Consider the following 26,982-nt stretch of genomic DNA (forward strand, 5'->3'; position numbering starts at 1 on the left):
GAACGATGATGGAGGAGAGGGTGCCGACAATGGGTGGCGAGCGGACGCCGGTCATGAACGATCTCGCCGATCGCGGCGCTCGCTTGTTCGAGTTTCTGGCGAAGGCACAGACGCTGCGCGCGTCCCGAATCCAGGACATCGCCACCTATCAGCGTGACGGTGAGGTCCTGTGGGTCGCTGACCTGCCCGAACACCCGGCTGTCACCTACCAGGAGGCCGAACCGGGGAAACCGTTCCTGATGGTCCAGAAGGTGACCATCGGTTCCGCGCCGGAGCCGGAGATCGAATTGCGCGGGTGGCTCGAAACCGGCTGGGACAAACCCGAAACGGAACCGGCGCTGCGCACGACCCGGGCCGGCCGGAGCGGGGAGACTCTTCGCCTCGACGAACATCCCGAGATCCGGACCGCCTTCACACAATGGCTGCCGAGCTGGCGCGAATGGGCCGAGCAGGCGCGGCCCAAGCTGCCCGTGCGGCGTCTCTACCAGAGCATGTACGAGATGTACACGCGCTACGACGGCGCCACCGAAACACTCGAAGCCGTACTCGCCCTGGGCTTTCTGGCCTGGCGGCACGAAGACATCGGCACCGTGCGCCGGCACGTGCTGACCATGCCGGTGGTGCTGGGTTTCGACTCCGACTACGGCGCGATCTCGGTGTCCATCGATCCGGGCGTCACCGGATACACCGCCGAATTGCAGGAGATCCTCGAGCCATCCCAGATGTCGGCGGCCGGTGACTTGCAGCGCGCCGAGAACGAGGCGCGCGACGGTCACATCGACCCGTTCGACCGGGAGAACGTCGGTGCGCTGGTGCGCATGTTCATCAACTGCATCAACCCGGACGCGGTGTACGCCGACGATATTCGGCCCGGTACCGCGGTGGCACACCCCACGGCCACATACGCGCCGGCCGTGATCGTGCGCAAGCGCGGCAATCGCGGCATGGTGACCGCGTTGCGCACCATCTCACAGACCATTCGTGCCACCGGCGAACTGCCCTCGGGCATCCACAATCTGGTCGATCCGGACTTCGAGCCGGTCCCGGCGGCCACCGCCGGCGAGGGTGCGATCGTCCGTGACGGCGCGGATCTGTTTCTGCCCCTGCAGCTCAACGACGTCCAGCTGCGGATTCTCGAGCACGTGGACAAGCACGCGCATACCCTGGTGCAGGGGCCGCCGGGTACCGGTAAGACGCACACCGCCGCCGCGCTCATCACGCATCTGCTCGCGCAGGGCAAGCGGGTTCTGATCACGGCCCACACCGATCGGGCTCTGCACGAGGTGCGGGCCAAGCTGCCCGAGGAGATCAAGCCGCTCAGTGTCGCGGTGGTCGGCGACTCGCGGCAGGAGCTCGAGGATCTCAAAGCCTCGGTCAATCAGATCTCGCACGCGGCGGCGGAACATGATCCGGCGGCCGGGCGAGCCGCGGTCGCCGCGACCGACCAGGCCATCGCCGAGCTGCGCGAGCGGCGAGCATCGATCCAGCGGGAACTGCTGAGCCTGCGCGAGCGTGATGTCACCACGCACTCGGTCGGAGGCTACACGGGGACGATCGCCGATATCGCGTTGCACTGGCGCGCCCAGCGGCCGGGGTTCGACTGGATCACCGAGCTGGTGCCCGCCGAAGCCGCGCCGGCGAGCCCGGTCGCCGCCGACTTGTTGGCCGAGTGGCGAAACCTGTTGCTGGACAACCGGCTCGCCGATCCCGAAGTCGCGGCGCCCGAGCTCGTCGCGGCCACCGCGCTGCCGCCCGCCGACCTGTTCGAGCAGTGGCGCACGGCCGAACAACAAGCGACGCATCATCGAGATCGCTACGCGCAGTTCGACGGTGACCCGGCGGCCGCGCGCGTTGCCCAGCTCTCCCCGGCCGAGCGTCATCAGGCGTGCGCACTGCTCGGCGAGATCGGCGACCGGGTTCGGCACCTGCGGCATCGGCCGGAACCGTGGGCGGCCACCGCGCTGGCGGATATCCATGGTGGACGGCTCTTCGAATGGCATACGCGGGCCGTGGCTGTCGCCGATCTGCTCGGGCACGCGGACGCTGTGATCGCCGCGCTCGGTTATACGACCGTGCAGGTGACGGTCGATGACCCGGCGTCGTTGCTGGACCTGGCCGAGAACCTCAAGGCGCACATCGAGATCCACGGTGAGTTGAAGGTGCAGCCGGACGGCCGGCCCAAGGTCGGATTGATCCCATCGCGAGTGGTCAAGATTGCCGGCCCGCTGTTCGACCACGTCCGGATCGATGGCCGCATTCCGACCACCGTCGAACAGCTCACCCATTTCCTGAACTCTCAGCGCGGCGAACGGTTGGCCGACCAGCTCGATCTGGCATGGCCCGCGCCGGTGTCGGGTCCGGGGCTGCTGCGCGATCGTGTGGCACGGCACCGTGCCGCGCACACGCTGCTGGCACAGCTGCTCGACTACGCGAGCCGGCTCGACCACGTCGCGGCCCGCCTGACGGAACTCGGTCTGCCCGTACCTGACTGGGGCGATCCGATCGGCGTTCAAAGCACGCGGGAGGCATTCGACGCGATCGAGGCCCGGGAAGCGCTCGAGCGGGCGGCGGTGCCGCTCACCGAGCTGGCTCGGCGGTTGGACACACTGCGGGACGACCCGCGCGCCACCGACAACCTGCACCGCCTCGCCGAGGCCACGCGCGAACGGGACACGGTCGGCTACCGGCAGGCTCACGAGCACCTCGCCGAGCTGAATCACTTGCGCCGCAGTCTCGCCCGGCGGCAAGAGATCGATGCCGACCTGTCCGTTCTGCCGGCCCTGCGCACCGCCATCGCCGCCGACCCCGCCGGGCCCGCATGGGACAAGCGGCTCGAGCGTTTCGACGACGCCTGGCGCTGGGTCGTGGTGGGCCAGTGGCTGGCCGCCAACAATCGTGACGGCGTCAACGAACTGTGCCGCGGCCTCGACGAGGTCGAAGCCGAGCTGCGCGGCCACGCGGCGTCCCGGGCCGCCACCACGGCGTGGGATCTGGCGGTCGGGCGGCTCACCAACCGCGCTCGCGCCGACCTGCAGCATTACGCCCAGTTGGTGAAGAGCCTGGGTCGCGGCACCGGCCAGTACGCCGACCGCAAACGCGCGGAGATTCAGCAGGCGCTGGGGAACTGCCGCTCGTCGGTGCCGGTATGGATCATGCCGATCTACCGTGTGGTCGAGCAGTTCTCCGTCACCGCGGACATGTTCGATGTCGTCGTGGTCGACGAGGCCTCGCAGGCCGGTGTCGAAGCGGTGTTCCTGCAGTATCTCGCGCCGCGCATCGTGGTGATCGGTGACGACAAGCAGGTGTCGCCGTCGGCGGTCGGTGTCGACGAATCCGAACTGGAGCGGCTGGCCGGACAGTATCTCCACGATGACCGTTACCTGTCGTCGTGGCGGAATCCCAAGCGCAGCCTGTTCGACGACGCCATCATGCGGTATCCGAAGCGGCTCACACTGGTCGAGCACCGTCGCTGCGTGCCCGAGATCATCGAGTTCTCGAACAAGATCGCCTACGAGCCGCAGGGTGTGCGGCTGGTGCCCGTGCGCCGCTACGGCAGCGACCGGCTCGACCCCGTGCGGACGGTGTACGTGCCGGACGGCCACGAAGTGTCCAGGGGTGTCAATCCGGCCGAGGCCGACCTGATCGTCGACCGGATCGAGCAGTGCCTCGCCGATTCCCGTTACGACGGCAAGTCGTTCGGTGTCATCTCGCTGCTCGGATCCGCGCAGGCCAAGCACATCGCGCAGAAGCTGGTGACGCGCGTCGGACCCGAGGAGATCCAGCGCCGCGACCTGCACTGCGGCGACGCGGCGGACTTCCAGGGCTCGGAACGCGACGTGATCTTCCTGTCGCTGGTCGCCGCGCCGGGGCCGGATCGGAGGCTGCCCGCGCAGACCCAGGACGGCGCCGTGCAGCGGTACAACGTCGCGGTATCACGAGCGCGCGATCAGCTGTGGCTGTTCCACTCGATGACGCTCGACCATCTGTCCAATAGCGCCGACATGAGATTGCAGCTGCTCGAGTACTGCCTCGGCGTCGAGAAGTCCTCCGGTGTCGATGCCGAACCGCCACAACGGTTTCCCGACGACTATCCGGTCGAGCCCTTCGAATCGCTCTTCGAACAGCGGGTGTACAACGCTATCGTCGACCGTGGCTACCAGGTCGGCCCGCACCACACCGAGACCGGCTACGACATCGATATGGTGGTGTCCGGTGGCGGCGGGCAGCTGGCCGTGCAGTGCGACAGCGACCGCTGGCACGGCCCCGACCGGTACCGGGACGACCTCGCGCGGCAGCGGGACCTGGAGCGCTGCGGCTGGCCGTTCCACCGAATCCGGTTGGCGGACTTCATCGTCGATCCGGACGCCTGCCTGGACGAGCTCGTCGCGCTGCTCGAACGCCACGGGATCTACCCGATCGCCGAGGAAGAGCAGCGCCGCCTGGCCAAGCTGCTCGCACACTCCGGACCGGTCACGGTCGAGCCTGCCGATCACGAATTGCGGGAACGTGTTTCGCAGGTCGTCCGGGAGCCGTCACCGACGGTGGACGACATTGCCGATTCGCGCCTCAGCGTGTGCACGGGCGGTTCCGATCAGGTTGCTCGCTCGGCTGGCGATGACACGGAAACGGGATCCTTCGACCGCGAGACATCGGTCGAGGATGGTGCTTTCGAGGAATCATCGGATGCGCCGGTCGCGGTTCCGGATATCCCGTTGTCGGGTGCGACTGACGAATCGGCGAATGACTCTGCCGCCGACGCCATGGATGATGACATCGAGCAGGCGGCCACGGACGACTCCGACGGAGGCCACGAGTTCGCCGCCGTGCCGCTCGGGAATGGGTCGGCGGCGGGCGGTGCCGACACGGAATCGGTTCGTGGCCACGGGTTCACGGCCGAATCGAATGGGCGGGCGCCGGTGGCCGACACTCCGGCGGAAGCCACCCTGCGGCGAGTGATCGAGTCGTACGCCGCCTTCACCGATCAGCTCGAGAGCCCGACAAGCGCGACCCACGCGACCATCGTCGGCGACTTCGTCCGGATCGTGGAGATCGAGGGGCCGGTGACGGCCGCCCGGTTGCGTGCCGCCTATGTGACCGCGGCGCGGACCAGGGAACGCGATCATGTCCGCAAGAAGCTGGACATCGCGCTGCGGGCCGCGGTCGCCACCGGAAAACTGCTGGTGGACAACGCCCTCGACATCGATGACCCGGCGCTGCTGACCTACCGCCTGCCCGGCCAGCCCGCGAGCCGCTGGCGTGGACTGGGCCCGCGCAAGGTCGAGCAGATGCCGCCGCTCGAGCTGGCGGAGCTGATGGCGTACCACTCCGAGCAACTCGGCAACGCCGACCGGGTGACCCTGTTCCGCGCGGTGCTCAACGCGGTCGGGCAAACCCGGCTGACCGACAACGCCATCGCGGCGCTCGCGATGGTGGTGCCGCTCGCGCGCAGCGTCGGCACCGGAAACTGAACCGCTACAGCAGGTCCGCCAGCTCGCATCCGCGCATGACGGCGGCGAAGCGCAGCATCTCGGTGCGGCTGGGCCCGACCTCGCTCACGGCCCGATTGACCTCGAGGAACGAGTCGATCGGGTCCGCGGGCGACGCCGCCCAGTCGACGATGGCGCGCATGGTCCGCCGCCAGGTGTCGACATCGCCGTCCCAGGGGCGCGACAGGTAGAACAGGGTGTCGGACTGCCATTCGACGAACTCGTCGAAATCCATCAGCGGTGAGTCCCCGCCCGTACGCGTCCACAGATCGGACACATCCGGCATACCCAGCATTTCCTCCACCTGCTGGCGATACGTCGTCGTGGCACCGGGGCTTCCGGGCCGTACGGGCGGCACGGGCTCACCGTAGAAGCGCCGACCAGGCCGCGGCGATTCATCGGCGTGACCACCGGGTTCGACGGGGCTTTCGCCGACGGGATTCGAGGGATCGGCGACCGGGTCATCGTTCTCCCCGCCGATGCCGGGATCCGGCGGGTCCGCGGGCGTGCCGGCGGAGGGAGCTGGTGAGGTCTGATCGAGCTCCGCGGGAGCGGAATCGGCCGGATCAGGGTCAGCGGTGACTACGGTGGGCTGCGGGTTCGGCTCGTGCGACGACGCTGGGGCGGTTGGCTCGGTCTCCCGGCGTGGGGGAATGAAGACCGGAGTGGGTGCATCGGAGCGGATATCACCGGTCGTCCGCGGTTCGGCTGAAATCGGAGTATCGAGTGTCGTCGGCGACGGTTCGCGAGTGGGTGCGCGAAACTCGGTTCGGGCCGGTGCCGCGACCTGACGGGATTCTTGCGGCGGCGTGCGGAATTCGGAGGCAACCGGCGATTCGGGCACGGTCGGTTGGGTGTTCGCGTCGCTCAGCCAGGAACGCAGGATGCCGGGCAGCCCGGCGGCGTCGGTGGTGGCTCGTTTCTCGGCGATGGATTCCAGGTCTTCCAGAAATGCCTCGTGTGCGCCCAGTGCCGGGTCCTCGGGAGTTCCGTACACGTACGCCACCACGAAAAGCGCGGCGCTGCCATTGGACTTGGGCCGCACCACACGGCCCATACGCTGGATCATCTGCCGACGCGTGCGGCTGGCGGCCAGCACCATGCCGAGCTGGGCATCGGGGATGTCGATGCCCTCGTCGAGAACGCGGGGCGCGGACAGCGCGCGCAGGTCGCCGCGCCGGAAGTCGCCGATGATCCGCTCGCGCTCGGCCGGACGCAGTGCGGAACCGACGCATCCGCAGGACAGGCCCAGCTGTTCCAGGGTGGACTGGATCTGACCGGCTGTGGAGGTCCGTTCGGCGAAGAAGATCGATTGGGTGGCACGGAGTTCCGGGATCGGCAAGGTGCGAATCAGGTCGAGTTTGCCCTGACAGTCGGCCAGCACCTCGCGGCGCTCGGCGAAGTACTTGAGGAATCGCTGTGCCTGCCGCGCCGGCTCACCCGTCTCCTGCTTCGCCAATCGCTGTGCGAAGGACATGAATTCGCCGAAGGAATCCTCCGGTGCGCCGTAGGCGTCGACCAGCACCGATTTCGCTTTGCGGGCGGCTTCGTCGGCGCGGTCGTATCTGGCGCGTTCGCGGGCGGTGAAATGCACGCCGGTCAGCGCCAGCCGTACCGGCGCGAGGATTCCGTCCGCGCGGGCACGGGTGTATTCGCAGCCGGGAACCAGGCCACCGAAATAGGGCAGCAGGATGTCCTCGACGGCATTGTCATTGCGTTCCAGCGTGGCGGTGAGACCCAGCCGCCATTCGTACTCGCCGGCCAGCGCTTTCGCGTAACTGCCGGCGCCGTAGCGATGCACCTCATCGGCCACCAGCAGGGCGCCGGGTGGAACCGCCAACTGCGTGCCCGAAACGGTTTGCACCGTCGCCACCAGGACATCCCAGTGCGCCGGTGGCCGCGCCGCACCTTTGCCACCGACACGGTCGATCCGAGTTCCGGGCAATGCCGCGTTCAGCCGCTCCCACCATTGCGTCTGTAGATCGATACCGGGAACCAGGATGACGGCCTGGCGCCCGTCGTCGATCGCCTCGGCGACCGCCCGGGTCCCGACCGCCGTTTTGCCCGATCCGGTGACAGCTTCGACGATGCCTCGACGGTCGCGGGCGGTCCACGCGGCCAGCGCCTCGGATTGCCAGGCACGCAAGGGCGGACCCGCATAACTCGTGGACGGTGTCGGCGGCTTCGGCGAGTCCGTGGGCTCCGGCTGCGGCGTGGCCGGTCGGGCCCATGTCTCGACCAGCCCTTCGGCCGCTTCCCGGACCGCCCAGATCGAGGGGTTCTCGGTGCCGAGGATCTCGAACACCTGCGGTTCGCTGTACAGCAGTGAGATCACCACGTTCGGGGTCGCCTCGGGCAGGTCGAGCCGGGCACTGATCAGCTGTGCGGACTGGAACGGAGTGCGCAGCAGCGCGACCGCGATCCGGCGCGTGAGGGCTGCCCGTGGTGTGTTCTCGTCAGCATGCCGCAATACGATTCCCGCGACCATGTTCACCCTTTTCCACCGGCGGACAACTTCGCGAATCCTAGCGTTCGCCGGACCGACCGATACGATGACCGATTCGGCGGAATGCGGCCTCACCTCGGGTTTCCCGTCAGTAGGGAGGATCGAATCGGTCCGTGCGAGGGGGTGTCTCGGTAGGGTGATCGGCGGACAGCTCGAACCGTAAGGAAGACCGGTGTTTTCGCCAGACCAGTTGGTTGTCGTGGTGCCTCGTCAGGACATCGAGAGTGGGGATCTACGGCCCGCCCTCGAAGCTCTCAATTCGTGCTTCATCTCCCCGGACGCTGCCCGCGGCGCGCTCGGTGCGGTGGAGTTGGTGATCGAGGGCTACGAACACATCCCGACCGAACTGTTCGAAATGGAGCCGGTTCGGCACTATGTCCGGCGACTGGACAACGAATTCCCCTACTGGCTGTACTTCCTGGGCCTGCGCGGCGCATCGCTGCGGCTGATCTTCGGGTGCTTTCTGCCACCGTTTCTCGGCGAGGAGGAAAGGCGTCAGCAGTTCGCGCACCGGCTGCGAACGGTGATGGAGAACCGGTGGCTGCCCGCCATGAACGATGTCGCGAGCTTCGCAGGTCTGTCGGAGGCCGAGCTCGAGGACCGCACCGGCGCGGTCGTGACCTACTTCCAATCCGGTGCTCCCGCGACGGGTTTCGCCGACGTGGTCGACCCTCGTACCGAAGCGGTGGTCGAGGAGGTCTTCTATGGAAGGCCGACCGGCGTCGAGATCGAGCAGAACGAGGACCGTTTCGATCAGCGGCCGCTCGCGCCGTGGGATCCCGAACAGATCCGCATCTCCACCCGCACCTTCTCGCTGCGCAACGTACTCGACATGGTCGACGACGGTGATCTGGAGCTGGCCCCCGACTTTCAGCGGAACCGGGTGTGGAAGGGACGGCAGAAGTCGCGTCTGATCGAGAGCCTGCTGCTGCAGATCCCCTTGCCCGCCTTCTATTTCGCCGAAGACCGCGGTGGCATGTTCCGGGTGGTCGACGGTTTGCAGCGGCTGTCGACCGTGCACGAGTTCGTACAAGGACGGTTCGCGCTCGACGAACTCGAATACCTCGACGCCGAGCACGGGAAGACCTTCGCCGACCTCGAGAGCCCGCTGCGCCGCCGGCTACAGAACGCGCAGATCGTCGTCCACGTCATCGAGCCCTCCACACCCAATCGCGTCAAGTACGACATCTTCAAACGCATCAACACCGGCGGCGAACCGTTGAACGCCATGGAGATCCGGCACTGCATGAGCAGCGCACGCAGTCGAGACCTGCTCAAACGCTGTGCCGCCTCCGCCGCCTTCCACGAGGCGACCGCCGGGGTGCTGCGCGATCACGTGCGCATGAACGACCGCGAGGCGGTGCTGCGCTTCCTGGCCTTCCACCGGCTGCCGAACCTCCAGGAATACGATTCGTACGGATCCATGGAGAACCTCCTCGACATGACGACGGAACTACTCGACGACCCTCGGCAGGTCCCCGACAGCCAGCTCGAATCCTGGTTCGCCGCCTTCGAGCGCGGCATGCACAACGCGCGAGTCATCTTCGGCGACTACGCCTTCCGCCGCTGGCCCGCCGGCTCCGACCGCCGCTCACCGATCAACCGCGCGCTGCTGGAGAGTTGGGGCGTAGTCCTCGCCGCCTACCGTCCCGACCAACTCGAACCCGTGCGCGCCCAGATCGTCGCCGCGGCTCGGTCGGCCATGGCCAAGAACAACGAGTACATCGCCGCGATCAGCGCCTCCACCGCTGACCCCACACGGGTCCGTATCCGCTTCGAGGTCCCCCGTCGCATCCTCGAGGCGGCGGTCATGATCTCACCTCCGGGCAATGGCTCTACCGCGGCCGGAGCTCCAGCGGAGGGTTGGTGCGTGGTGCCGGCCGACGATGCCGGTGAGCAGGCGTTCATCGAGTTCGCGCACACGTATTACGGATACGACGGCTACGGCGGACCGGAGCAGCTCGGCGAAGTCGTTCGCGGCGTACGGGAATCACATGGCCGGACCAGAGAGCTGCCCGACAATCTGACTCTTCTGCGCAGCTGCCTGTTCTACGAGGTCCGGGCCCACCGTCATGGCGGCGGCACGGTGCCGTTCGATTCGAACGAGTTCGTTCGAGCACTGGTCTCCCGTATCCGGCTGGTGTCGAAAGGCTCGGTTCCTGTGAGCCGGCCTCCTGAATGAGGCGCTGAGCCGACTCGCACCGGCCCGATAGTGCGTCGTCCGATGGCCGCGCTCAGCCCGTCCAACTCCGCGAGTACGTCGGTCGCGGCCCAGACGCGGTTGCGTTGGCTCTCCGAGAGGAGCTCGAGAATTCCCGCGTCGGTCAATCGGCCCAACGCCCGGTAGGTGCTGGCCGAAGTAGTACCGGTGATGCGCTGTGCGGTGTCGACGTTGAGGATGGGGGTCTCGAGGAGGTTCGTCAGCAGTGTCTCGTCGGCGGAGTTGGCATCGCGCCGCGGCGGTGTTCGCCGCGATGTTGGTCGGTCGGTCCAGGTGGGGTCGGCGCCTGTCGCGCCGTGCCGAGGCTGATCCTGCAGGGCTCCGACGATCTGGCCAATCCACCGGCCAAGCGGAATCGCCGCTCGAGGGGCGACGACAGGCTGTCCAGTGTGATTGCGCTGGAATCGATTTCAGGCCGTCAGCACCGGAGTCTTCTCCCGCGATCGTGCGGAGATCGCGGTGGCGACGGTCAGGTTCGCCGCGAGGGCGACAATGCCGCCGTTCGCTCCGAAGAGTGGGTCGTTGCCGGTGGCGTGGAGGAGCAGGACTACCGCGCCGCCGGTGGCCAGGCCGGCGCCGACGCCGCGGGCGGTGAGTCTGCGCCAGTACAGGCCGAGGAGGACGGCGGGGACGAGTTGGGCTATGCCCTCGTAGGAGAAGACCGAGAGGTTTACCAGGAGGGTTGGGTAGAGGAGGGCTCCCGCCAAGGCGATCGCGCCGACCAGTAGGCCGATCAGTTGGGAGGCCGTGCGTTGGCGGGCGTCGGATGCGGCATTGCCTCGGAGGCCGCCGCCCAGAATGGTTCGGCCGCACAGGGTTCCGATGGCTACCAGGAAGACGCTCATCGGGACGATGGCGGAGAGGGCTCCCGCGATGCCGATCAGGGCGACGATCGGGGCGGGGAGGGAGTCGGTGACGAGGGTGAACAGTGCCAGGTCGGGGTTGTGGAGGGCGGGGGCGGCGAACAGGGCCGCGGCGCCGATCAGGATGGGGACCAGGAGCAGGACCTGGTACCAGGGGAGCAGGATCGAGTTGCGGCGCAGGGCATTCGGGGATTTGGCGGAGAGGTAGCCCGCGACGGTGGTGGGGAAGACGCAGATGGTGATGGCGTTCAGCAGGATCGTGGAGATGAACCAGGCCGCGCCGAAGGTGCCGCCGCCCGCGCCGGGGAATGTCAGCCAGGCCGGCTTCTCCGCCACCAGCTGGTTGAGTAGGTCGGCGGGGCCGTCGAAGTAGTGCCAGGGGATGTAGATGGCGAGGATGGTTATCGAGAGGACGGCGAGGCTGTCCTTGAGAACGCTCACCCAGGCGGAGCCGCGGAGGCCGGAGGTGAGGATGAAGGCTTCGGCGACCATGAAGGAGATGACCGCCGCCGTCTTCAGGTTGATGGCGCCGTAGGACATGGCGTTGACCACCACGCCCATGCCCTGGATCTGTAGCTGCACGTACGGGACCAGGAAGATCGTGCAGAGGACGGCGACGGCGATGCCCAATGGCCGTGAGCGGAAACGGTGTTCGGCGATATCGGCGATCGAGACCAGGCCGTGGCGGGCGCAGTAGGTCCACAGTGCGGGGGCCACCAGATAGGCGACGGCCAGGCCCGTGCTGAGGTAGGCGATCAGGTAGAAGATCGGGATCCCGTAGCGGTAGGACCAGCCGGCCGCGCCCAGGAACGAGAAGCTGGTGTAGCTCTCACCCGCCATCAGGACCAGGACGAACACGGTGCCCAGACCGTGCTCGGTGATGGACCATTCCGACAGTGAACGCGCGCGGCCGCGGGCCGACAGGATGCCGATCGCGACCGTGGCCAGCATGGCTACCGCGAACAGGGACACCGCCACTGTCGCCTGGCCGGTCATCGCAGGTCCTCGCTGTCCGCCGGTGCGCCGGGCGGAGGATTGTCGGCGGGGACGAATTCCGGTGCGCCGGAACGGTATGCGGGGTCGCGGGCGGCGACGAACCAGATCAGCGGGCCGGTGAGAACGGTGACGGCGATCAGGTAGGCGACCAGGAAGGGGAGGCCGAAGACGCGCGGGTCGATGCGGTTGGCGATCGCGGGGGCCAGGCAGTAGAGCACTCCGGGGACGGCCAGCAGGAGGAGGGCGGGGCCGCGCTGCCGTAGCGGGACGGGCGAGGCTGATGCCGGGTCGGACATGGATCCTCCGGGTGGTCGCGGGGTCGCTGTCCTCGCGAACTATTCCACGACCGGCACCGGAAGCGAGTCAGGCGTTCCGCGCTCGCTTGCCGGTCACCTGCTGCTCGATCGCCGCCACCACCTTCGCGGGATCGAGCTGCGTGAGCCGCTGGGCGACGAAGGCCAGGATGTCGCGGACGTCGGCGGCGCGTGCCGCCGCGTCGCCGGAGAGCTCCGCGCGCTGCATCTCGGCGGTCAGCACCTTGTCGATCGCGGTGTCCACCACATCCCGACCCCGTGGTTCGCGCACGTGCACGGACAGGTGCAGTGAGCTCGCCGCGGGCTGCGCGCGGGCGTGATGGGGTGCGTACGGGGGAAGGTACAGCCCGTCGCCGGGACGGAGGGTCACCACCTGCTCCTGCCCGCACTCCGCCAGGTCCACGGTGCCGACCCTCCGCGATCGGGGGTCGGACGGAACATCGAAGACGGACCATCGCTTCTCGCCGTGCAGTTGTGCCACGAAGACGTGCGCGTCGTCGCGATGGGTGAGCAGGCCTTGGCAGCCCGCCGGGCTGTAGAACGCGGTCGCCTTCACCTCGGCGACCAGTAATTCGGTCAATGCTCTGCAGAGATCACGGCAGGGCGCGTGCCATTCGTGCATATTGCACAGCATCAACGTTCCACCCTCCGCGAAGACGCCGCGAGTCTTGTCGGAATCGATGAATCCGTTGACCGACTGTCCCGCAACTGATCTCGGTGACGCCACGAGACGGGCGGGCACCTGCATGCCGTCCAGAAAGACCTTGAAGAACGGATGTTGAAGCAGGCTGCAGTCCACCCATGTCTCGACGTCGTCGACCGCGAGAGCGCGTCGAAACTCTTCGGACACTGCGAATTTCGATGGCGCATTCCCCCACGACAGCGCGGCCGCCTGATCGGACCTAGCGAACAGTTGGCCAACGAGTGAACCTGTCGCCTCGCGGATGTGCAAATCCGTCACGGCACTCTCCCTTCGTTGAAAACAAAAGGGGTAATCGGAGGTCACTGCATTTCTATCACGCGTGTCGACATATTTCGCGGCGCGCCTCGCGTTGCACACGGCACAGGCACGCATAGAATCGGGCAGTTTCCATGCCGATTCCATGCCGATTCTCGGGAGGATTCGTGGCCAAATCTGATGGTAAGCAACCAGAAATCCGTGAAAATCCGCTGGTCGCCGAACTGCTTGCCCGTGGCGTCGAGAACGCAAAGGTGCTGGGCGGATTCGTCGGGCCTTCTCGTGACGAGCGGTACGTCACGCTGTACCAAAACCTCCGCCGCCTCGGCGATACCGTCGAGATCTCGCGTGACGACATTCTCCACGCCGTGGAGGTGCCGCAGTCCGCTCTGGGTGCGGTTCTCCTGTGGGTCAAGGATGGTGCACAGATTTCCGTTCGCCGGACTCGAACAGAAGCTGAACCCACCTCGGGACCCGGCAGCCTGCAAGAGGTGACGAAGGGTCGTCTACGCATGCAGATGAGGGGGAAACACGCCCCGGAGTCCTGTGGGGTTTGCATCTCATGGTGCGACTGCAACATCTGCCAGTCGATCTGCACGTTGGCGTGCACGTCACGATGAGGCTCGCCGACGTCCGCGCGGAGTTCGCGGCGATCGAGTTTCCGGCCGCCGGCGAGCAAGCCCATCCGGACCGGAATGCGGTGCTCGCGGCTCGTTCGACGATCGAGTCGGCAGTGGTCGACAACGAATTCCTCGCGGACTGCATCGCGCTGGAACTGAAGTTGATCGCCGACACCGAGTTCCGCCGTGGACTCGTACCATTCCTCACGATCCCCGATCTGGGTATCCGGTTCGCGTTCGGGTACTGGCCACCGGGCGGCACGCCCGGACCGCACGAGCACACCGCCTGGACCATCACCGCGGTGTGCCGTAACGAGCTCGAGGTCCACACCTACGACCGCGGCGAGTCGTATCGGCGGCGAGAACTGGTACCGAAGAACTACTTCTCGGCCGCGGCGGGCAGGGTCGGCTACATCTACGAGCCGAGCATCCACGCTCCCATCAACACGTCCGCTGACTGGTCGGTTTCGCTTCACATCAGCAGCCCGAGGGACGGTGAACCGATGGAAGATTGCGCCGAACCCATGGCCGGTCTTCTGATGTCCCCCCGGCGGCGTCGGTTACCTCCACCAACCCATCCCTATGCCAGGGCGGTCGCAGCGCGCGCACGAACCGAGCGGGTGCACGTGCTCGCTCGCGCGCTCGCCGGGATGAATGTTGCCAGCGCACCAGCACTTCTCGATGAGTGTGCCGAACTCGGGTCCCATTCGACGAGAAAGCTCGCGGCGCAGACTCGTGGTCGCACAACGGCACTGGACGGGCGTGGCGCATATGTCCTGCGTCGCACTCACCCCGATTTGATGCTGAGCCGCCGGATCGTCGGCGACATGGTGGCATTGATGGCCGAGACGTCCGCGGAACCGGTCGAGGAGCTCGCCATGGACGTCGTAGCGGCTGACGCGATCGCCTATGCGGCCGAGCAAGCGGTGTTCGACGCGCGTGAACTTCCGGGCCGCATCACCGACGAGGAACGCATCCTGATCGCCGAGGCTCTCGAGGATTCCGGACTGTTCACCAGGGAGGCTTGATGACGATCGCGGATGCGGCTCGGCACGCACCAAGCCCGCGGGCTGCCGAAGCGCTGAGCTATGAGGCGCCTTTTCTCATCGAGAAGCTGATCAAGAACTGCGTTGTCGACACCGCCGCGGAGGGCGAAGAGCTGTTCCGCGAGGTGAAGAGGTACCTGTTCCTCTGCGATCTGGATCGCGACCGCGTCTGGAATATGTACTCGCTGCGGGTCGACGAAGTCTGGCATCAGTTCATCCTGTTCACCCGGCAGTACACGGATTACTGTCAGCGCTGCTTCGGGCGCTACATCCCGCACAGCCCGAGCAATGCCCCGAAGGTCGAGTTCGCGCGGCCGATCGAGAAGACCTTCTTCGGGGATTTCTGCGACCGGTATCAGGAGCTCTTCGCGGAACCGCTTCCCGACGTCTGGTTCGACGAGAACTCGGTCACCCTGAACCGGCGTCTGTTCAGCCGTTGGTCGGGACCGCTGACCGTGCGTGCCGCCGGTGAGACGGTCGAATTGCTGAACTCGGACGGCGAGTCGTTGTTCGCCGTCAACGACGTGGCGCGGGAAGCGCTCGAATTCATCACGCGCACAGGAGCTTTCTACGTGCGTGAGCTACCGGGTGGTCTGGAGGACGAGGAGAAGGTCGCCTTGGCCGGGGCGCTCGTGGCGTGCAAGGTGCTGCGCGCGGCGTCCTGATCGACGCACTTGCCGCGGCGCGGAAACCCGATCGGTTGGAACTGTTTGGGTGCGTTGACCTTTCGTGCGGGGTTCGCCGAACAATGTCGGTGGGATGCTCTAACGTAGCCCGGTACCTGTTCGCCACGACCGTGGAGCGTTATGGCTGCCTCGTTCGACCTTCATTCCCTCGCGGTGCTCGGATCGGCCGGGGAACGGCTGGTCATCTGGCATGTGAATGTCGGAGTGGCGGTGGGGGAATCGCGGCTATCGGGCGCTTGGGTGCTGGACGGGTCGCGGACGGTGGAGGTCGAGAGTCTGACGGCCGGGTATCCGATCGCGGAGACCGGCGAGGGCACCGGGATCGCCGGGGGCGCGGGGAAAGTCGATGTGCGGGCCACGGTCGACACCGTGCGCGCCGCTGTCGAGGCCGCGGACGCGCAGTTCTCCGAACATCAGGAGGCGACGGGCGGGAAGCTCACCAGGCCGCAGTGGCCGGCGATCGTGCCGCCGGGGGAGGTGTCGCTGCCGCGGCATCAGACGGGCGATCCGATTCGGCCCGTGCTCACGCTCGCTCGGGAGCTCGCGGATCTGGCCGATGCGTGGGCGGCGTTCGAGTCGGCCCGGCTGGCACGGCCGTTCCTGGTGGAGTTGGGTGGGGCCGACGCGCGGCCGTTGCCGCTCGCGGTGCGGTGAGTATGGCGGGACTGTCGTTCGCCGCCATCGATGTCGAGACCGCCAACTCCGCCCGGGGCAGTATCTGCGCCGTCGGGGTGACCGTGGTGCGAGACGGCCGGCGGGGAGATGCCGTGTCGTGGTTGTGCCGGCCGCCCGCGGGGCTGGACTTCTTCAACTGGCACAACATTCGCGTGCACGGGATCTCGGCGGCCATGGTCGCCGATCAACCGGAGTTCGCGCAGCGCTGGCCCGAGGTGGTGAACCTGGTGGGGGAGTTGCCGGTCATCGCCCACAACGCCGGGTTCGACAGCGGTGCCATCCGGGAAGCGTGCGGGCGCAGCGGGATTCGAGCGCCCGGCTGGTCGTACAGCTGTAGCCTCGCGCTGGCCCGCCGCCACCTCGCCCTGGACAGCTACCGGCTCCCGCGGGTGGCCGCCGCGCTGGGGATCGACTTCACGAACCATCACGACGCGGCCGCCGATGCCGTCGCCGCGGCCGACATCGTGATCGCCCTGGCCGCCCGGACCGGGGCCGGCTCGCTGGCGGCGCTCGAGCGCATGGTGGTCGAGCGCCCGCTGCGGGTCGAGGCGATGGAGTCGGACCGATCAGCATCGACCGGCGGGAGCCGGTTGGCGGTGGGTGCCTCGGCGGACCAGCTGGGGAGGGCAGCCGGAGATTCCCGCCGATCCTGGTTCGGCCGTGAGGAATTGGTGCTGCCGACCGTCACCGGGACCGACCCGTCGCACCCGTTGCACGGCGAAGTCATCGTCTTCACCGGCGATCTCGCGGCCATGACCCGGCAGCAGGCGTGGGACGCCATCGCCGCGTGCGGGGCGACCCCCGCCCGCAACGTCACCCGGCGCACGACCGGGCTGGTGATCGGTGACGGCTTCCGAGGCGCCGACGCTGCCGCGTTCACGACGAGCAAGGCGCGCCGCGCCGCCGAATTGCGGATACGCGGGCAGCGAATCGAAGTGATGGATGAGGCCGCCTTCATCGCCTCCCTGGGCGCACGGCTCGGCCCGGCATCGGCCGCGATCGTTTCCGAGCCGCTGACCGGTGGCGTTCCGGCGTTGCAAGCGGTCGGTTCCGATGTCACACCGCTATCGGCAGACCGATAAACTGCGGCGGTGACCGACGAGAAACTGCTGCAGGGACCCATCCACGCCGTCCATGTCGAGCTGGGCGCCACCTTCGCTCCGTTCGGGGGGTGGGAGATGCCGGTTTCGTACGCGGGAACCGTGGGCGAGCACACCGCGGTGCGCACCACCGTCGGACTGTTCGACGTCAGCCACCTGGGCAAGGCGACCGTGAAGGGCGCGGGGGCGGCGGCCTTCGTGAACTCGGCGCTCACCAACGACCTGAACCGGATTCGCCCGGGGAAGGCGCAGTACACGCTGTGCTGCACCCCCGAGGGCGGCGTCATCGACGACCTCATCGCCTACTACGTGAGCGATGACGAGATCTTCCTCGTCCCCAACGCCGCGAACACCGCGGCCGTGGTGGCCGAGTTGCGGAAGGTCGCGCCGGCGGGGATCACCGTCACCGACGAGCACCGCGGATACGCCGTGTTCGCCGTGCAGGGCCCGCGGTCGGCGGAGGTGCTGGCCAAGCTGGGGCTGCCCACCGACATGGAGTACATGGCCTACGCCGACGCCGAGTGGGACGGCCGCCCGATCCGGGTGTGCCGCACCGGCTACACCGGCGAGCACGGCTACGAGCTGCTGCCCACCTGGGCGGACGCCGAGGCGGTGTTCCGTGCCCTGACCAGCGAGGTGCAGGCCGCCGGCGGCCAGCCGGCCGGGCTCGGCGCGCGCGACACGCTGCGCACCGAGATGGGCTACCCGCTGCACGGACACGAACTGTCCGTGGACATTTCGCCCCTGCAGGCCCGCACCGGCTGGGCGGTCGGCTGGAAGAAGCCGGAATTCTGGGGCAAAGCGGCGCTCGATGCCGAGAAGGCCGCCGGTCCGCGCCGAACCCTGCTGGGCCTCAAGGCCATCGACAAGGGCGTGCTGCGTCAGGGCCAGGCCGTGATGCGCGGTGACGACCAGGTCGGCGAAACCACCTCCGGCACCTTCTCGCCCACCCTCAAGGTCGGCATCGCGCTGGCCCTGCTCGACACCGCCGCGGGCCTCGAGCCCGGCGACCAGGTCGAGGTCGACGTCCGCGGCCGCCGCCTCCGCTGCGAGGTCATCCGCCCGCCGTTCGTCGAAACCCGCACCGCCTGAGCTGACCCGCCGCGCGCGATCGGCGGAACCGGCCGCTTCAACCCGCCGGAGGTTGATCCGGCCGGTGTGGCGGCGGTGGTGGGGTGAACGGCCCGCAAGGGTAGCCCGTACCAGCGTGTCGAGGGCGGCGAATTAGACTCCCGGTCATGACACTTGCCGCGCAATTCACCCGTGTCCCGCATCCCGCGCCCGTTTCGGCGGAGCGGCGCCGGGAGATTCTCGCGGAGCCCGGGTTCGGGCGGTACTTCACCGATCACATGGTGTCGCTGGATTATGTGGACGGACAGTGGACCAACGGCCGCGTCGAGCCCTATGGGCCGATGGCGATGGACCCGGCCACCATGGTGTTCCACTACGGCCAGGCGATCTTCGAGGGTCTCAAGGCGTACCGGCAGGCCGACGGCTCCATCGCGACCTTCCGCGTCGACGCCAATGCCGCGCGTTTCCGCCGGTCGGCGGCCCGCATGGCGATGGCGGAGCTGCCCGAGGAGCTGTTCGTCGAATCGATCCGCCAGCTGCTCGAGGTGGACGGCGACTGGGTGCCCGCCGCCGGCGGCGAGGACGCGCTGTACCTGCGGCCGTTCATGTTCTCCACCGAGGTCGGCCTGGGCGTGAAGCCCGCCTCCGCCTACAAGTACCTGCTGCTCGGCGGCCCGGCCGGCGCCTACTTCCCGCGCGGGCTGAAGCCGGTCAAGGTGTGGCTGTCCACCGAGTTCGTGCGCGCCGCTCCCGGCGGCACCGGCGAGGCCAAGGTGGCGGGCAACTACGCCGCCTCGCTGCTCGCCCAGCAGCAGGCCGCCGAGAAGGGCTGCGACCAGGTGGTGTGGCTGGACGCGTGTGAGCACCGCTACGTCGAGGAGATGGGCACCAACAACCTGTTCTTCGTCTTCGGCAGCGGCTCCGACGCGCGGCTGGTGACCCCCGAACTGTCCGGCTCCCTGCTGCCCGGCATCACCCGCGACTCGCTGATCACCCTGGCCGCCGACTCCGGCTACAAGGTGGAGGAGCGCAAGATCTCCGTCGAGGAATGGCGCAAGGGCGTCGAATCCGGCGAGATCACCGAGGTTTTCGGCTGCGGCACCGCCGCCGTCGTCATCCCGGTCGGCTCGGTCCGCTCCGCCGAAGGCGAATTCACCATCGGCACCGGCGAACCCGGCGAGGTCACCATGGCCCTCCGCGACACCCTGACCGGCATCCAACGCGGCACCTTCGCCGACACCCACACCTGGCTCCGCACCATGGCCTAACCCCCCGGAACAAAAACCGCCCGCCCCGAACCAGTTTCGAGGCGGGCGTCCCCATATCCCGCGTCGAGTGGCACACGCTGGAGGCGATTCCGGGCAAACCCCCTCCAGGATGTGCCGCTCGGCGGGGGTCAGCTGGGCATGAACATGTGCCACTGTTCGAGGGTTTGGGGGCGCATGACGTAGTTGTGGTCGCGGATGTGGGACAAGGGGGCGCTGGGTTCGTCCGAGTACCAGTGGCCGGGGAAGACTGTCGGGTTGGATTTCAGGTCCGCCAGGTAGCGGAGGCTGCGGAACATGGCGTCGGAGTCGCCGCCGGGGAAGTCGGTGCGGCCGCAGCCGTCGACGAAGAGGGTGTCGCCGGCGATCAGGCGGTCCTCGAAGAGGAAGCACTGGCTGCCGGGGGTGTGGCCGGGGGTGTGCAGGAGTTCGATCTCGAAGCCGCCGACCGCGACCTTGTCGCCGTGGGCGTGGCCGGTGAGCTCGGAGGGGGCGATGCCGGTGACATTGGCCACCCAGGGCAGTTCCTCGGCATTGACGTGGACGGCCACGTCGGTCTTCTCCAGCAGTTCCTTCACGCCGCGCAGGGTGAAGCCCATCATCGAGCCGCCGACGTGGTCGGGGTGGTGGTGGGTGGCCAGGACTCCGGTCAGGCGCATGTCGTCCGCCTCGGCGATCTCCACCAGCTGAGCCGCCTCGTAGGCGGGGTCGACGACCACGCATTCGCCGGTCTCGCGATCACCGATCAGGTAGGCGAAGTTGCGCATCTGGGTGGCGATCGGGTCGCCCACGGCCCAGTCGCGGCCGGAGAGCAACTGGCGGAAGTACAGACGGTCGTCGGAGGACATGCCTCACAGCGTATTGCGGGCGAGGCGTTCATCCGAACCCGGACCGGCAACGGGGTCGCGGCGATCCGGAACCGGCGGCCGGTAGTGCGGAAAAGCCGCACGCCGATCGGATCAGCGTGCGGCTGTCGGTTTTCGGCGGCGCGGTGGCCGTCAGCGCAGGATCGGCTCGATCTCGTTCGCGGCCTCGGCGCCGTAGGCCTCGCGCAGGCGCTTCATGGCCACATCGTGGTCGAGGGTCCAGTCCTGCGGCCCAACGGTTTCCAGCACGTGCACCGCGACCAGCGACCCCAGCTGGGCCGAGCGCTCCAGCGACAGGCCCGCGGAACGGCCGGTCAGGAAGCCCGCGCGGAAGCCGTCGCCGACGCCGGTCGGGTCTTCCTTGGCCATGTCGGGGACCACGTCCACGAACAGCTCGGAGCCGTCACGGTCGACGATCTTGGCGCCCTTCGAGCCCAGGGTGGTGATCCGGATGCCCACGCGCTCAGCCACGTCGGCCTCGGACAGGCCGGTCTTCTGGAGCAGGATGCCCCACTCGTACTCGTTGGTGAACAGGTAGTCCGCGCCGTCGATCAGGCGCAGGATGGTCTCGCCGTCGAGGAAGGCCAGCTGCTGGGAGGGGTCGGCGGCGAACGGGATTCCGGCGGCGCGGCACTGATCGGTGTGGGCCAGCATGGCTTCCGGATCGTCGGCGCCGATCAGCACCAACTCCAGTTCGCGGCCGGCGGCCAGCTCGGTGATATCGATCTCGCGGGCCTCGGCCATCGCGCCGGGGTAGAAGGACGCGATCTGCGCCATGGTCTCGTCGGTGGTGCAGACGAAGCGCGCGGTGTGCGCGGTCGTGGACACGCGGACCGCGGAGCAGTCGACGCCGTTGTCCTCCAGCCACTTCCGGTAGTCGCCCCAGTCCTGGCCGACCGCGCCCACCAGCAGCGGGGTGCGGCCCAGCACGCCCATGGCGTAGCTGATATTGCCCGCGACGCCGCCCTTGCGGATCACCAGATCGTCGACGAGGAAGCTGAGCGACACATGCTGCAGCTGATCGGCCAGCAGCACATCGGAGAACTTGCCCGGAAAGCGCATGAGGTGGTCGGTCGCGATGGACGCGGACACGGCGATGGTCACGGGTGGATCCTTCGAGTGGGGGAGGCGGCCGACAGTGGTCCGCACCTACGAAAATAACCGGACACGCGACAGCGCGGAACATCCCGGGGGATGTTCCGCGCTGCGCGGTGCTAACTCAGGAGCTAGCTCAGTTGAAGCTGTCGCCGCAGGCGCAGGAGCCGGTGGCGTTCGGGTTGTCGATCGTGAAGCCCTGCTTCTCGATGGTGTCGACGAAGTCGATCGAGGCGCCCTGGATGTAGGGAGCGCTCATGCGGTCGACCGCGAGCTTCACACCGTTGAACTCCACGACCAGGTCGCCGTCGAGGGTGCGGTCGTCGAAGAAGAGCTGGTACCGCAGGCCCGCGCAGCCACCGGGCTGAACCGCGATGCGAAGGGCGAGGTCGTCGCGGCCTTCCTGGTCCAGCAGCGCCTTCGCCTTGAGGGCGGCGGCCTCGGTCAGAGTCGCACCATGGGTGGTGGTCTCGTTCTCAACAGTCATGAACTCTCCTAAGGGACCCATTTGTGGTGGCGTGTGGGCCAGCCCGTGAGGGTATGGCTCGAAGCCTGTCAACACCCATCGGCGGGCGACTATTCCCTATCGTACGCGGCGCTTATTCCGTGGACGGCCGAGGTTGCGCAGTCGCTGCGGGATAGCTGGTGAGGTGTGCGGCACAACATTCGAGGCGACCAGGATTTTCCGGCGGGCGCGCCATCGAATAGCCTGGTCGGCGTGAAGTTCCTGCGCCGTGGCGAGTCCACCCCCACCTCCGACAGCACCAGCACCGACGCCGGTGCCGCGGTGGCGGATACGACCGTCACCCTGGGTAAAGGGCGTCCGACCCCGTCGCGCCGCGAGGCGCAGGGCCGCCGCCGCGGTCCGGTCGCGCCCGCGCCCAGGACCGCCAAGGAGGCCCGGGCCCGCCGCAAGGCGCTGCGCGGCACCAAGGAGGAGCGCAAGGTGTCCTCGGCCGAGCGCCGCGCCGACGCCAACAACCGCCGTGCCCGCATGCTCGCCGGTGAGGAGCAGTATCTGCTCCCGCGCGACAAGGGACCGGTCAAGAAGTACGTGCGCGACATCGTCGACGCGCGCCGGAACCTGCTCGGCCTGTTCATGCCGCTGGCTCTGGTGCTGATCCTGAGCATGATCCTCTCGCCCGCGCTGCAGGCGATCGTGACGCTGGCCATGCTGGTGATGATGCTGTTCATGATCATCGAGGGCGTGGTGCTCGGGCGGATCGTGAACAACCGGGTCCGGGAGCGCTTCCCGGACAGCACCGATTCCTCGTTCTCGCTGGGCTGGTACGCCTTCGTGCGCGCCTCGCAGGTGCGGCGCATGCGCGCGCCGAAGCCGCAGGTGCACCCGGGCGACGCGGTCTAGCGGTCAGTTGTGCTCTCGGTAGGTCGAGAGCGCACGCAATTCCAGGGCGACGCGAGCGCGGTCCCGATCGACCACGTTCGTCGAGCCCGCGAACTCCCAGGTGTTCTCGCGATGCAGCGGGACGGCGCGCCCGGCGGCGGCGAACAGCGCGGTGATCCGGCGGACGGCGATGCCGACACGGGAGCCGGCGGTCGCGGAGCGGTAGTGGCCGTGTCCGGAAGTGATGGCGGTCATGCGCGGGCCTCTTCCTCGTCGAGGTGTGCGGTGGTGTCTGCGGCCATGAGGCCGAAGGTCAGGGTGCCGAGCGCGGTGATGGCGGTTCCGGCTGCGACGATTGCGGACAATGCATCCATGGCAGTAAGTTTTCAGTAGGGAACTTTCAGCCAACAGTGGCTGTTCTGACATAGTTCGCAAATATCCGGCCAGATGGGATCGCGACATGCTCTCCAAGGTCGCCGTCGTACTCAACGACAACCTCGCCATGTTCGAATTCGGCGTGGTCTGTGAGGTTTTCGGGCTCGACCGGACCGCGCAGGGGCTGCCCGCCTTCGACTTCCGGGTCTGCGGGCTCGAACCCGGGAAGCCGCTGAAGTCCAGCTCACCGGGCATTCACATCACGCCCGACTACGGGCTCGAGGAACTGCGCGACGCGGATCTGGTTGCCATTCCGGCCTTTCCGATCCTCGACGGCCGGGCGAAGATCGACGCCCGGGTCATCGACGCCGTCCGCGACGCCGCCGCGGCCGGGGCCACCGTGCTGACCGTCTGCTCGGGCGCGTTCCTGGCGGGCGCGGCCGGACTGCTCGACGGGCGCAAATGCACCACCCACTGGCGTTACGTCGACCTGCTGGCCGAACAGTTCCCGCTCGCCACCGTCGACCCGGACGTGCTGTTCGTCGACGAGGGCAATCTCATCACCAGCGCGGGCACCGCCGCGGGCATCGACGCCTGCCTGCACCTGGTGCGCCGCGAACTGGGCAGCAGCGTCGCCAATGCCATCGCCCGGCGCATGGTGGTGCCGCCACAGCGGGACGGCGGGCAGCGGCAGTTCATCGAGCGGCCGGTCGTGGCCTGCGAATCCGAGGGGCTCGGCGAGACCCTGCACTGGATGGGCGAGCACCTGGACCTGCCGCATTCGGTGGAATCGCTGGCGGCGCGCAGCTCGATGTCGACGCGCACCTTCGCGCGGCGCTTCGCCGCCGAGACCGGGACCACGCCGGTGAAATGGCTGACCGGGCAGCGGGTGCTGCTGGCCAAGCAGCTGCTGGAAGACACCGACCTGGATCTCGAATCACTGTCCCACCGTTGTGGATTCGGGTCGGGGGCGCTGCTGCGGCATCACTTCCAGCGGCTGGTGGGGATCGCGCCCGCGGAATATCGGCGCCGGTTCGGAGCCAGGGTCTCCTGACCGGTCCCGGGCCGATACGATGCGCACCCATGCGGTGGCAAGTGATGATCGCGGCGGTGCCGCTGGCGGTGTTCGCGGTGTCGGCGACGGCCGGATGCACGGATCCGCGCACCGCCGTGGGGGAGTGCGTCGTCGGCGGCGCGACGAGTAACCACGACAAGCTGGTGGCCTGCTCGAAGCAGCACGACGGCAAGATCATCGCCAGTGTGAGCCGTGGTTCGGACTGCCCGCAAGGCACCGATTGGTCGTATACGGCCAAGGACCTGAAGGTGCAGTGCGTGCACAACGAGAAGAAGTACTGACTCCCGTACCCGGGATGGCCGTGCCTACTGGGCCGGAGCACCGGCACAGTTGATACCGTGCTGACGTGTCGCACACTGCTCAGACAACCGATCGGCCGCTGCGGACCCTGGTGCTCGGTGGCGCCCGGTCCGGCAAGTCGGCCTTCGCGGAACAGCTCGTCGCGTCGGAGGCGGTGCGGTACGTGGCCACCGCCGTGGCCGATCCGGCCGACGCCGACTTCGCCGAACGCATTGCGGCGCACCGGGCCCGGCGGCCCGCGACCTGGACCATCGTGGAGGGCGATCCGATCGCCGCGCTGGGCGAGCCCGCCCCCGCCACCCTCGTCGACGATCTCGGCACCTGGCTGACCGGGCGCATCGACGCCCGCGCGGCCTGGGAATCGCCGCGCGGCACCGTCGCCCCGGACATCGACGCCCTCGTCGCCGCGGTCTCCGGATATCAGCAGCGGCTGATCATCGTCAGCCCCGAGGTGGGCCTCGGCGTCATTCCCGCCACCGCTTCCGGTCGTCTGTTCCGGGACGAGATCGGGACGCTGAACCAGCGCCTCGCCGAGGTGTGCGATGAGGTCTTCCTCGTGGTCGCGGGGCAGCCGGTTCGAGTCAAGCCCGACCGTGCGGTTGCTTCCGCCGCCGCGCTGTCGGATGCGGCGGGGACGGATTCATCGCTCACGGTGGCAACGCCGATTGCCGCCTCTGGAGCGGATCAGGTTGCGGTGGAGTCGGTTTCGGTGGATGCCGGAGCGCAGGCCGCCGTTGGCAGTGGATCGAACCGACCGGACGGCTCGGTTACCGCGGCCGAAAGTGGAACCGCCGGTGCCGAACTCGGCTCGGCGACCACAGCTGCCGCTGGGTCCGCGGCGGCGGCGACCACGGGCGTCGTGTCCGCCCACAGCGAGGTGGATGCGGAGCCGGTGGCCGCCGGTGCGCAGAGCGCGCCGGCGCTGACCAAGCCCGCCCGCATCTCGTTCGGACCCGTGACCGGGCCGGATCCGCTGGTATGGGCCGCCGCCGAGGAGCGGCAGGCGCAATTGACCAAGCCCGCAGGGGCATTGGGCCGGCTGGAGAAGCTGGCCAACTGGGTCGCCGCGTGCCAGGGCGTGTGCCCGCCCAAGCAGTTCGAGCGGGCCCGCGTGGTGGTCTTCGCCGGGGACCACGGCGTGGCGCAGCACGGTGTGTCGGCGTACCCGAGCGAGGTGACCGGGCAGATGGTCGCCAACTTCGTCCACGGCGGCGCGGCCGTGAATGTGATGGCGCGCTTGGCCGATGCCACCGTGCGGGTGGCCGACATCTCCGTGGCCGGCGACACCGCGCCGGAGATCTCGCGGCACAAGGTGCGGCGCTCCAGCGGCTCCATCGACCGCGAGGACGCCCTGACCGAGGCCGAGGTGCAGGCCGCGCTGGCGGCCGGCGCGAGCATCGCCGACGAGGAAATCGATTCCGGCGCGGACCTTCTCATCGCCGGCGATATGGGCATCGGCAACACCACGCCCGCGACCGTGCTGATCGCGGCCATCACCGACACCGAGCCGGTGGTGGCGGTCGGCCGCGGCACCGGTGTCGACGACGCGGGCTGGATCCGCAAGACCGCCGCCATCCGCGACGCCATGTGGCGCGCCCGCCCCGTGCTCAAGGACCCGGTCGCCCTGCTGCGCACCGCCTCCGGCGCGGACCTGACGGCCATGGCGGGCTTCCTGGCCCGCGCCGCCGCCCGCCGCACCCCGGTCATCCTCGACGGCGTCGTGGTCACCGCCGCCGCCCTGGTCGCCGACCAGCTCGCCCCCGGCGCCCGCGCCTGGTGGGTGGCCGGCCACCGCTCCAGCGAGCCGTCCCACACCATCGCCCTGAAGCGTCTCGACCTCGAGCCCCTGGTCGACATGAACATGCGCCTGGGCGAAGGCTCCGGCGCCGTCGCAGCCCTCCCGCTGCTGCGCGCCGCCGTCGCCACCCTCGGCGAGATGGCCACCTTCGCCGAAGCCGGAGTCAGCACCGCCGACGCCGACGCGGATACCGAACCCGCCGGTGCCTGACCCGGCGAACCTCGCGCCCAGCCGGGGAGATGCACTGCACCGCAACCATGTCGGTGCGGTTGGTCGGACCGGTGCCGACGCGCAGGTTGGTGACGGCGTTGCGGCGGAACA

The 26,982-nt window shown here is 68.3% G+C and carries 22 protein-coding genes and 1 pseudogene; 13 read left to right on the forward strand and 10 right to left on the reverse strand.

All coding sequences use genetic code 11. The annotated features are described in order from the left end of the window. The first annotated feature begins 29 nt into the window (after positions 1-29). Positions 30-5,468 (forward strand): AAA domain-containing protein, encoded by a 5,439-nt coding sequence (locus tag ACWELJ_RS01585; protein ID WP_452364317.1) that lies wholly within the window; start codon positions 30-32, stop codon positions 5,466-5,468. Positions 5,469-5,472: 4 nt separating this feature from the next. On the opposite strand, the gene ACWELJ_RS01590 is transcribed toward ACWELJ_RS01585, so the two are convergent. Next, positions 5,473-7,974 carry a DEAD/DEAH box helicase family protein gene (locus ACWELJ_RS01590; protein WP_452364233.1) on the reverse strand — a complete coding sequence of 834 codons (2,502 nt, stop codon included), beginning with the start codon at positions 7,972-7,974 and terminating at the stop codon, positions 5,473-5,475. A gap of 190 nt (positions 7,975-8,164) precedes the next feature. Here ACWELJ_RS01590 and ACWELJ_RS01595 point away from each other — a divergent pair, with 190 nt between their 5' ends. Then, positions 8,165-10,174, forward strand: a complete 2,010-nt coding sequence (locus ACWELJ_RS01595; protein WP_452364234.1) for a DUF262 domain-containing protein — start codon at positions 8,165-8,167, stop codon at positions 10,172-10,174. Positions 10,175-10,203: 29 nt separating this feature from the next. Here the strand turns inward: ACWELJ_RS01595 and ACWELJ_RS01600 are convergent. The 4 genes and pseudogenes from ACWELJ_RS01600 to ACWELJ_RS01615 all read right to left on the reverse strand — a co-directional run. Next, positions 10,204-10,449, reverse strand: a pseudogene (locus ACWELJ_RS01600) (Fic family protein); the annotation flags it as partial. Between the two features lie 174 nt (positions 10,450-10,623). Continuing rightward, complete coding sequence (locus tag ACWELJ_RS01605) at positions 10,624-12,072, reverse strand: sodium:solute symporter family protein (protein ID WP_452364235.1); 1,449 nt, start codon at positions 12,070-12,072, stop codon at positions 10,624-10,626. Further along, positions 12,069-12,368, reverse strand: coding sequence for a DUF3311 domain-containing protein (locus ACWELJ_RS01610; protein ID WP_452364236.1), 300 nt, complete (start codon positions 12,366-12,368; stop codon positions 12,069-12,071). The genes ACWELJ_RS01605 and ACWELJ_RS01610 overlap by 4 nt, the downstream gene beginning before the upstream one ends. Positions 12,369-12,435: 67 nt before the next feature. Then, positions 12,436-13,236, reverse strand: coding sequence for a JmjC domain-containing protein (locus tag ACWELJ_RS01615; protein WP_452364237.1), 801 nt, complete (start codon positions 13,234-13,236; stop codon positions 12,436-12,438). A 275-nt stretch (positions 13,237-13,511) separates the two neighbouring features. On the opposite strand from ACWELJ_RS01615, the gene ACWELJ_RS01620 reads away from it, so the two are divergent. The 7 genes from ACWELJ_RS01620 (at position 13,512) to ACWELJ_RS01650 (ending at position 19,810) form a co-directional block, all read left to right on the forward strand. After that, positions 13,512-13,964 carry a hypothetical protein gene (locus ACWELJ_RS01620; RefSeq protein ID WP_452364238.1) on the forward strand — a complete coding sequence of 151 codons (453 nt, stop codon included), beginning with the start codon at positions 13,512-13,514 and terminating at the stop codon, positions 13,962-13,964. Further along, a complete protein-coding gene (locus ACWELJ_RS01625; RefSeq protein WP_452364239.1) occupies positions 13,907-14,992 on the forward strand; it encodes a hypothetical protein in 1,086 nt (361 codons plus the stop codon). Before ACWELJ_RS01620 ends, ACWELJ_RS01625 begins: the two co-directional genes overlap by 58 nt. Next, complete coding sequence (locus ACWELJ_RS01630) at positions 14,992-15,675, forward strand: glycine-rich domain-containing protein (protein ID WP_452364240.1); 684 nt, start codon at positions 14,992-14,994, stop codon at positions 15,673-15,675. The genes ACWELJ_RS01625 and ACWELJ_RS01630 overlap by 1 nt, the downstream gene beginning before the upstream one ends. 141 nt (positions 15,676-15,816) lie before the next feature. After that, positions 15,817-16,350 carry a hypothetical protein gene (locus tag ACWELJ_RS01635; RefSeq protein ID WP_452364241.1) on the forward strand — a complete coding sequence of 178 codons (534 nt, stop codon included), beginning with the start codon at positions 15,817-15,819 and terminating at the stop codon, positions 16,348-16,350. 2 nt (positions 16,351-16,352) lie between these two features. Next, entirely contained in the window at positions 16,353-17,453 is a 1,101-nt protein-coding gene (locus ACWELJ_RS01640) for an exonuclease domain-containing protein (RefSeq protein WP_452364242.1), read from the forward strand. Positions 17,454-17,462: 9 nt separating this feature from the next. After that, the gene (gcvT, locus tag ACWELJ_RS01645) at positions 17,463-18,563 is read left to right on the forward strand and encodes a glycine cleavage system aminomethyltransferase GcvT (RefSeq protein WP_452364243.1); all 1,101 of its coding nucleotides are present in this window, start codon (positions 17,463-17,465) and stop codon (positions 18,561-18,563) included. Between the two features lie 146 nt (positions 18,564-18,709). Beyond that, entirely contained in the window at positions 18,710-19,810 is a 1,101-nt protein-coding gene (locus ACWELJ_RS01650) for a branched-chain amino acid aminotransferase (RefSeq protein ID WP_452364244.1), read from the forward strand. A 128-nt stretch (positions 19,811-19,938) separates the two neighbouring features. Here the strand turns inward: ACWELJ_RS01650 and ACWELJ_RS01655 are convergent, their stop codons facing one another. The 3 genes from ACWELJ_RS01655 to ACWELJ_RS01665 all read right to left on the reverse strand — a co-directional run bounded on the left by ACWELJ_RS01655 (position 19,939) and on the right by ACWELJ_RS01665 (position 22,255). After that, the gene (locus ACWELJ_RS01655) at positions 19,939-20,655 is read right to left on the reverse strand and encodes an MBL fold metallo-hydrolase (RefSeq protein ID WP_452364245.1); all 717 of its coding nucleotides are present in this window, start codon (positions 20,653-20,655) and stop codon (positions 19,939-19,941) included. A gap of 150 nt (positions 20,656-20,805) precedes the next feature. Continuing rightward, positions 20,806-21,777, reverse strand: coding sequence for a carbohydrate kinase family protein (locus tag ACWELJ_RS01660; protein WP_452364246.1), 972 nt, complete (start codon positions 21,775-21,777; stop codon positions 20,806-20,808). A 127-nt stretch (positions 21,778-21,904) separates the two neighbouring features. Next, complete coding sequence (locus ACWELJ_RS01665) at positions 21,905-22,255, reverse strand: HesB/IscA family protein (protein ID WP_040815950.1); 351 nt, start codon at positions 22,253-22,255, stop codon at positions 21,905-21,907. Positions 22,256-22,486: 231 nt separating this feature from the next. On the opposite strand from ACWELJ_RS01665, the gene ACWELJ_RS01670 reads away from it, so the two are divergent. Beyond that, positions 22,487-23,134 carry a DUF3043 domain-containing protein gene (locus ACWELJ_RS01670; RefSeq protein WP_452364247.1) on the forward strand — a complete coding sequence of 216 codons (648 nt, stop codon included), beginning with the start codon at positions 22,487-22,489 and terminating at the stop codon, positions 23,132-23,134. Between the two features lie 3 nt (positions 23,135-23,137). Here ACWELJ_RS01670 and ACWELJ_RS01675 read toward each other — a convergent pair whose 3' ends face one another. Together ACWELJ_RS01675 and ACWELJ_RS01680 are read right to left on the reverse strand one after the other, a co-directional pair. Beyond that, on the reverse strand, positions 23,138-23,368 hold the full coding sequence (locus ACWELJ_RS01675) for a hypothetical protein (protein ID WP_452364248.1): 231 nt from the start codon (positions 23,366-23,368) through the stop codon (positions 23,138-23,140). Next, a complete protein-coding gene (locus ACWELJ_RS01680; protein WP_379107649.1) occupies positions 23,365-23,487 on the reverse strand; it encodes a hypothetical protein in 123 nt (40 codons plus the stop codon). The genes ACWELJ_RS01675 and ACWELJ_RS01680 overlap by 4 nt, the downstream gene beginning before the upstream one ends. Before the next feature lie 86 nt (positions 23,488-23,573). Between ACWELJ_RS01680 and ACWELJ_RS01685 the strand changes: the two genes are divergently transcribed. From ACWELJ_RS01685 to cobT, 3 genes are all read left to right on the forward strand, one after another. Further along, positions 23,574-24,542, forward strand: a complete 969-nt coding sequence (locus ACWELJ_RS01685; RefSeq protein WP_452364249.1) for a helix-turn-helix domain-containing protein — start codon at positions 23,574-23,576, stop codon at positions 24,540-24,542. 29 nt (positions 24,543-24,571) lie between these two features. Continuing rightward, positions 24,572-24,844, forward strand: a complete 273-nt coding sequence (locus ACWELJ_RS01690) for a hypothetical protein (protein WP_452364250.1) — start codon at positions 24,572-24,574, stop codon at positions 24,842-24,844. A 65-nt stretch (positions 24,845-24,909) separates the two neighbouring features. Beyond that, positions 24,910-26,871, forward strand: a complete 1,962-nt coding sequence (gene cobT / locus ACWELJ_RS01695) for a nicotinate-nucleotide--dimethylbenzimidazole phosphoribosyltransferase (protein ID WP_452364251.1) — start codon at positions 24,910-24,912, stop codon at positions 26,869-26,871. The last annotated feature ends 111 nt before the right edge of the window (positions 26,872-26,982 follow it).

Source organism: Nocardia sp. NPDC004582 (assembly GCF_053602115.1).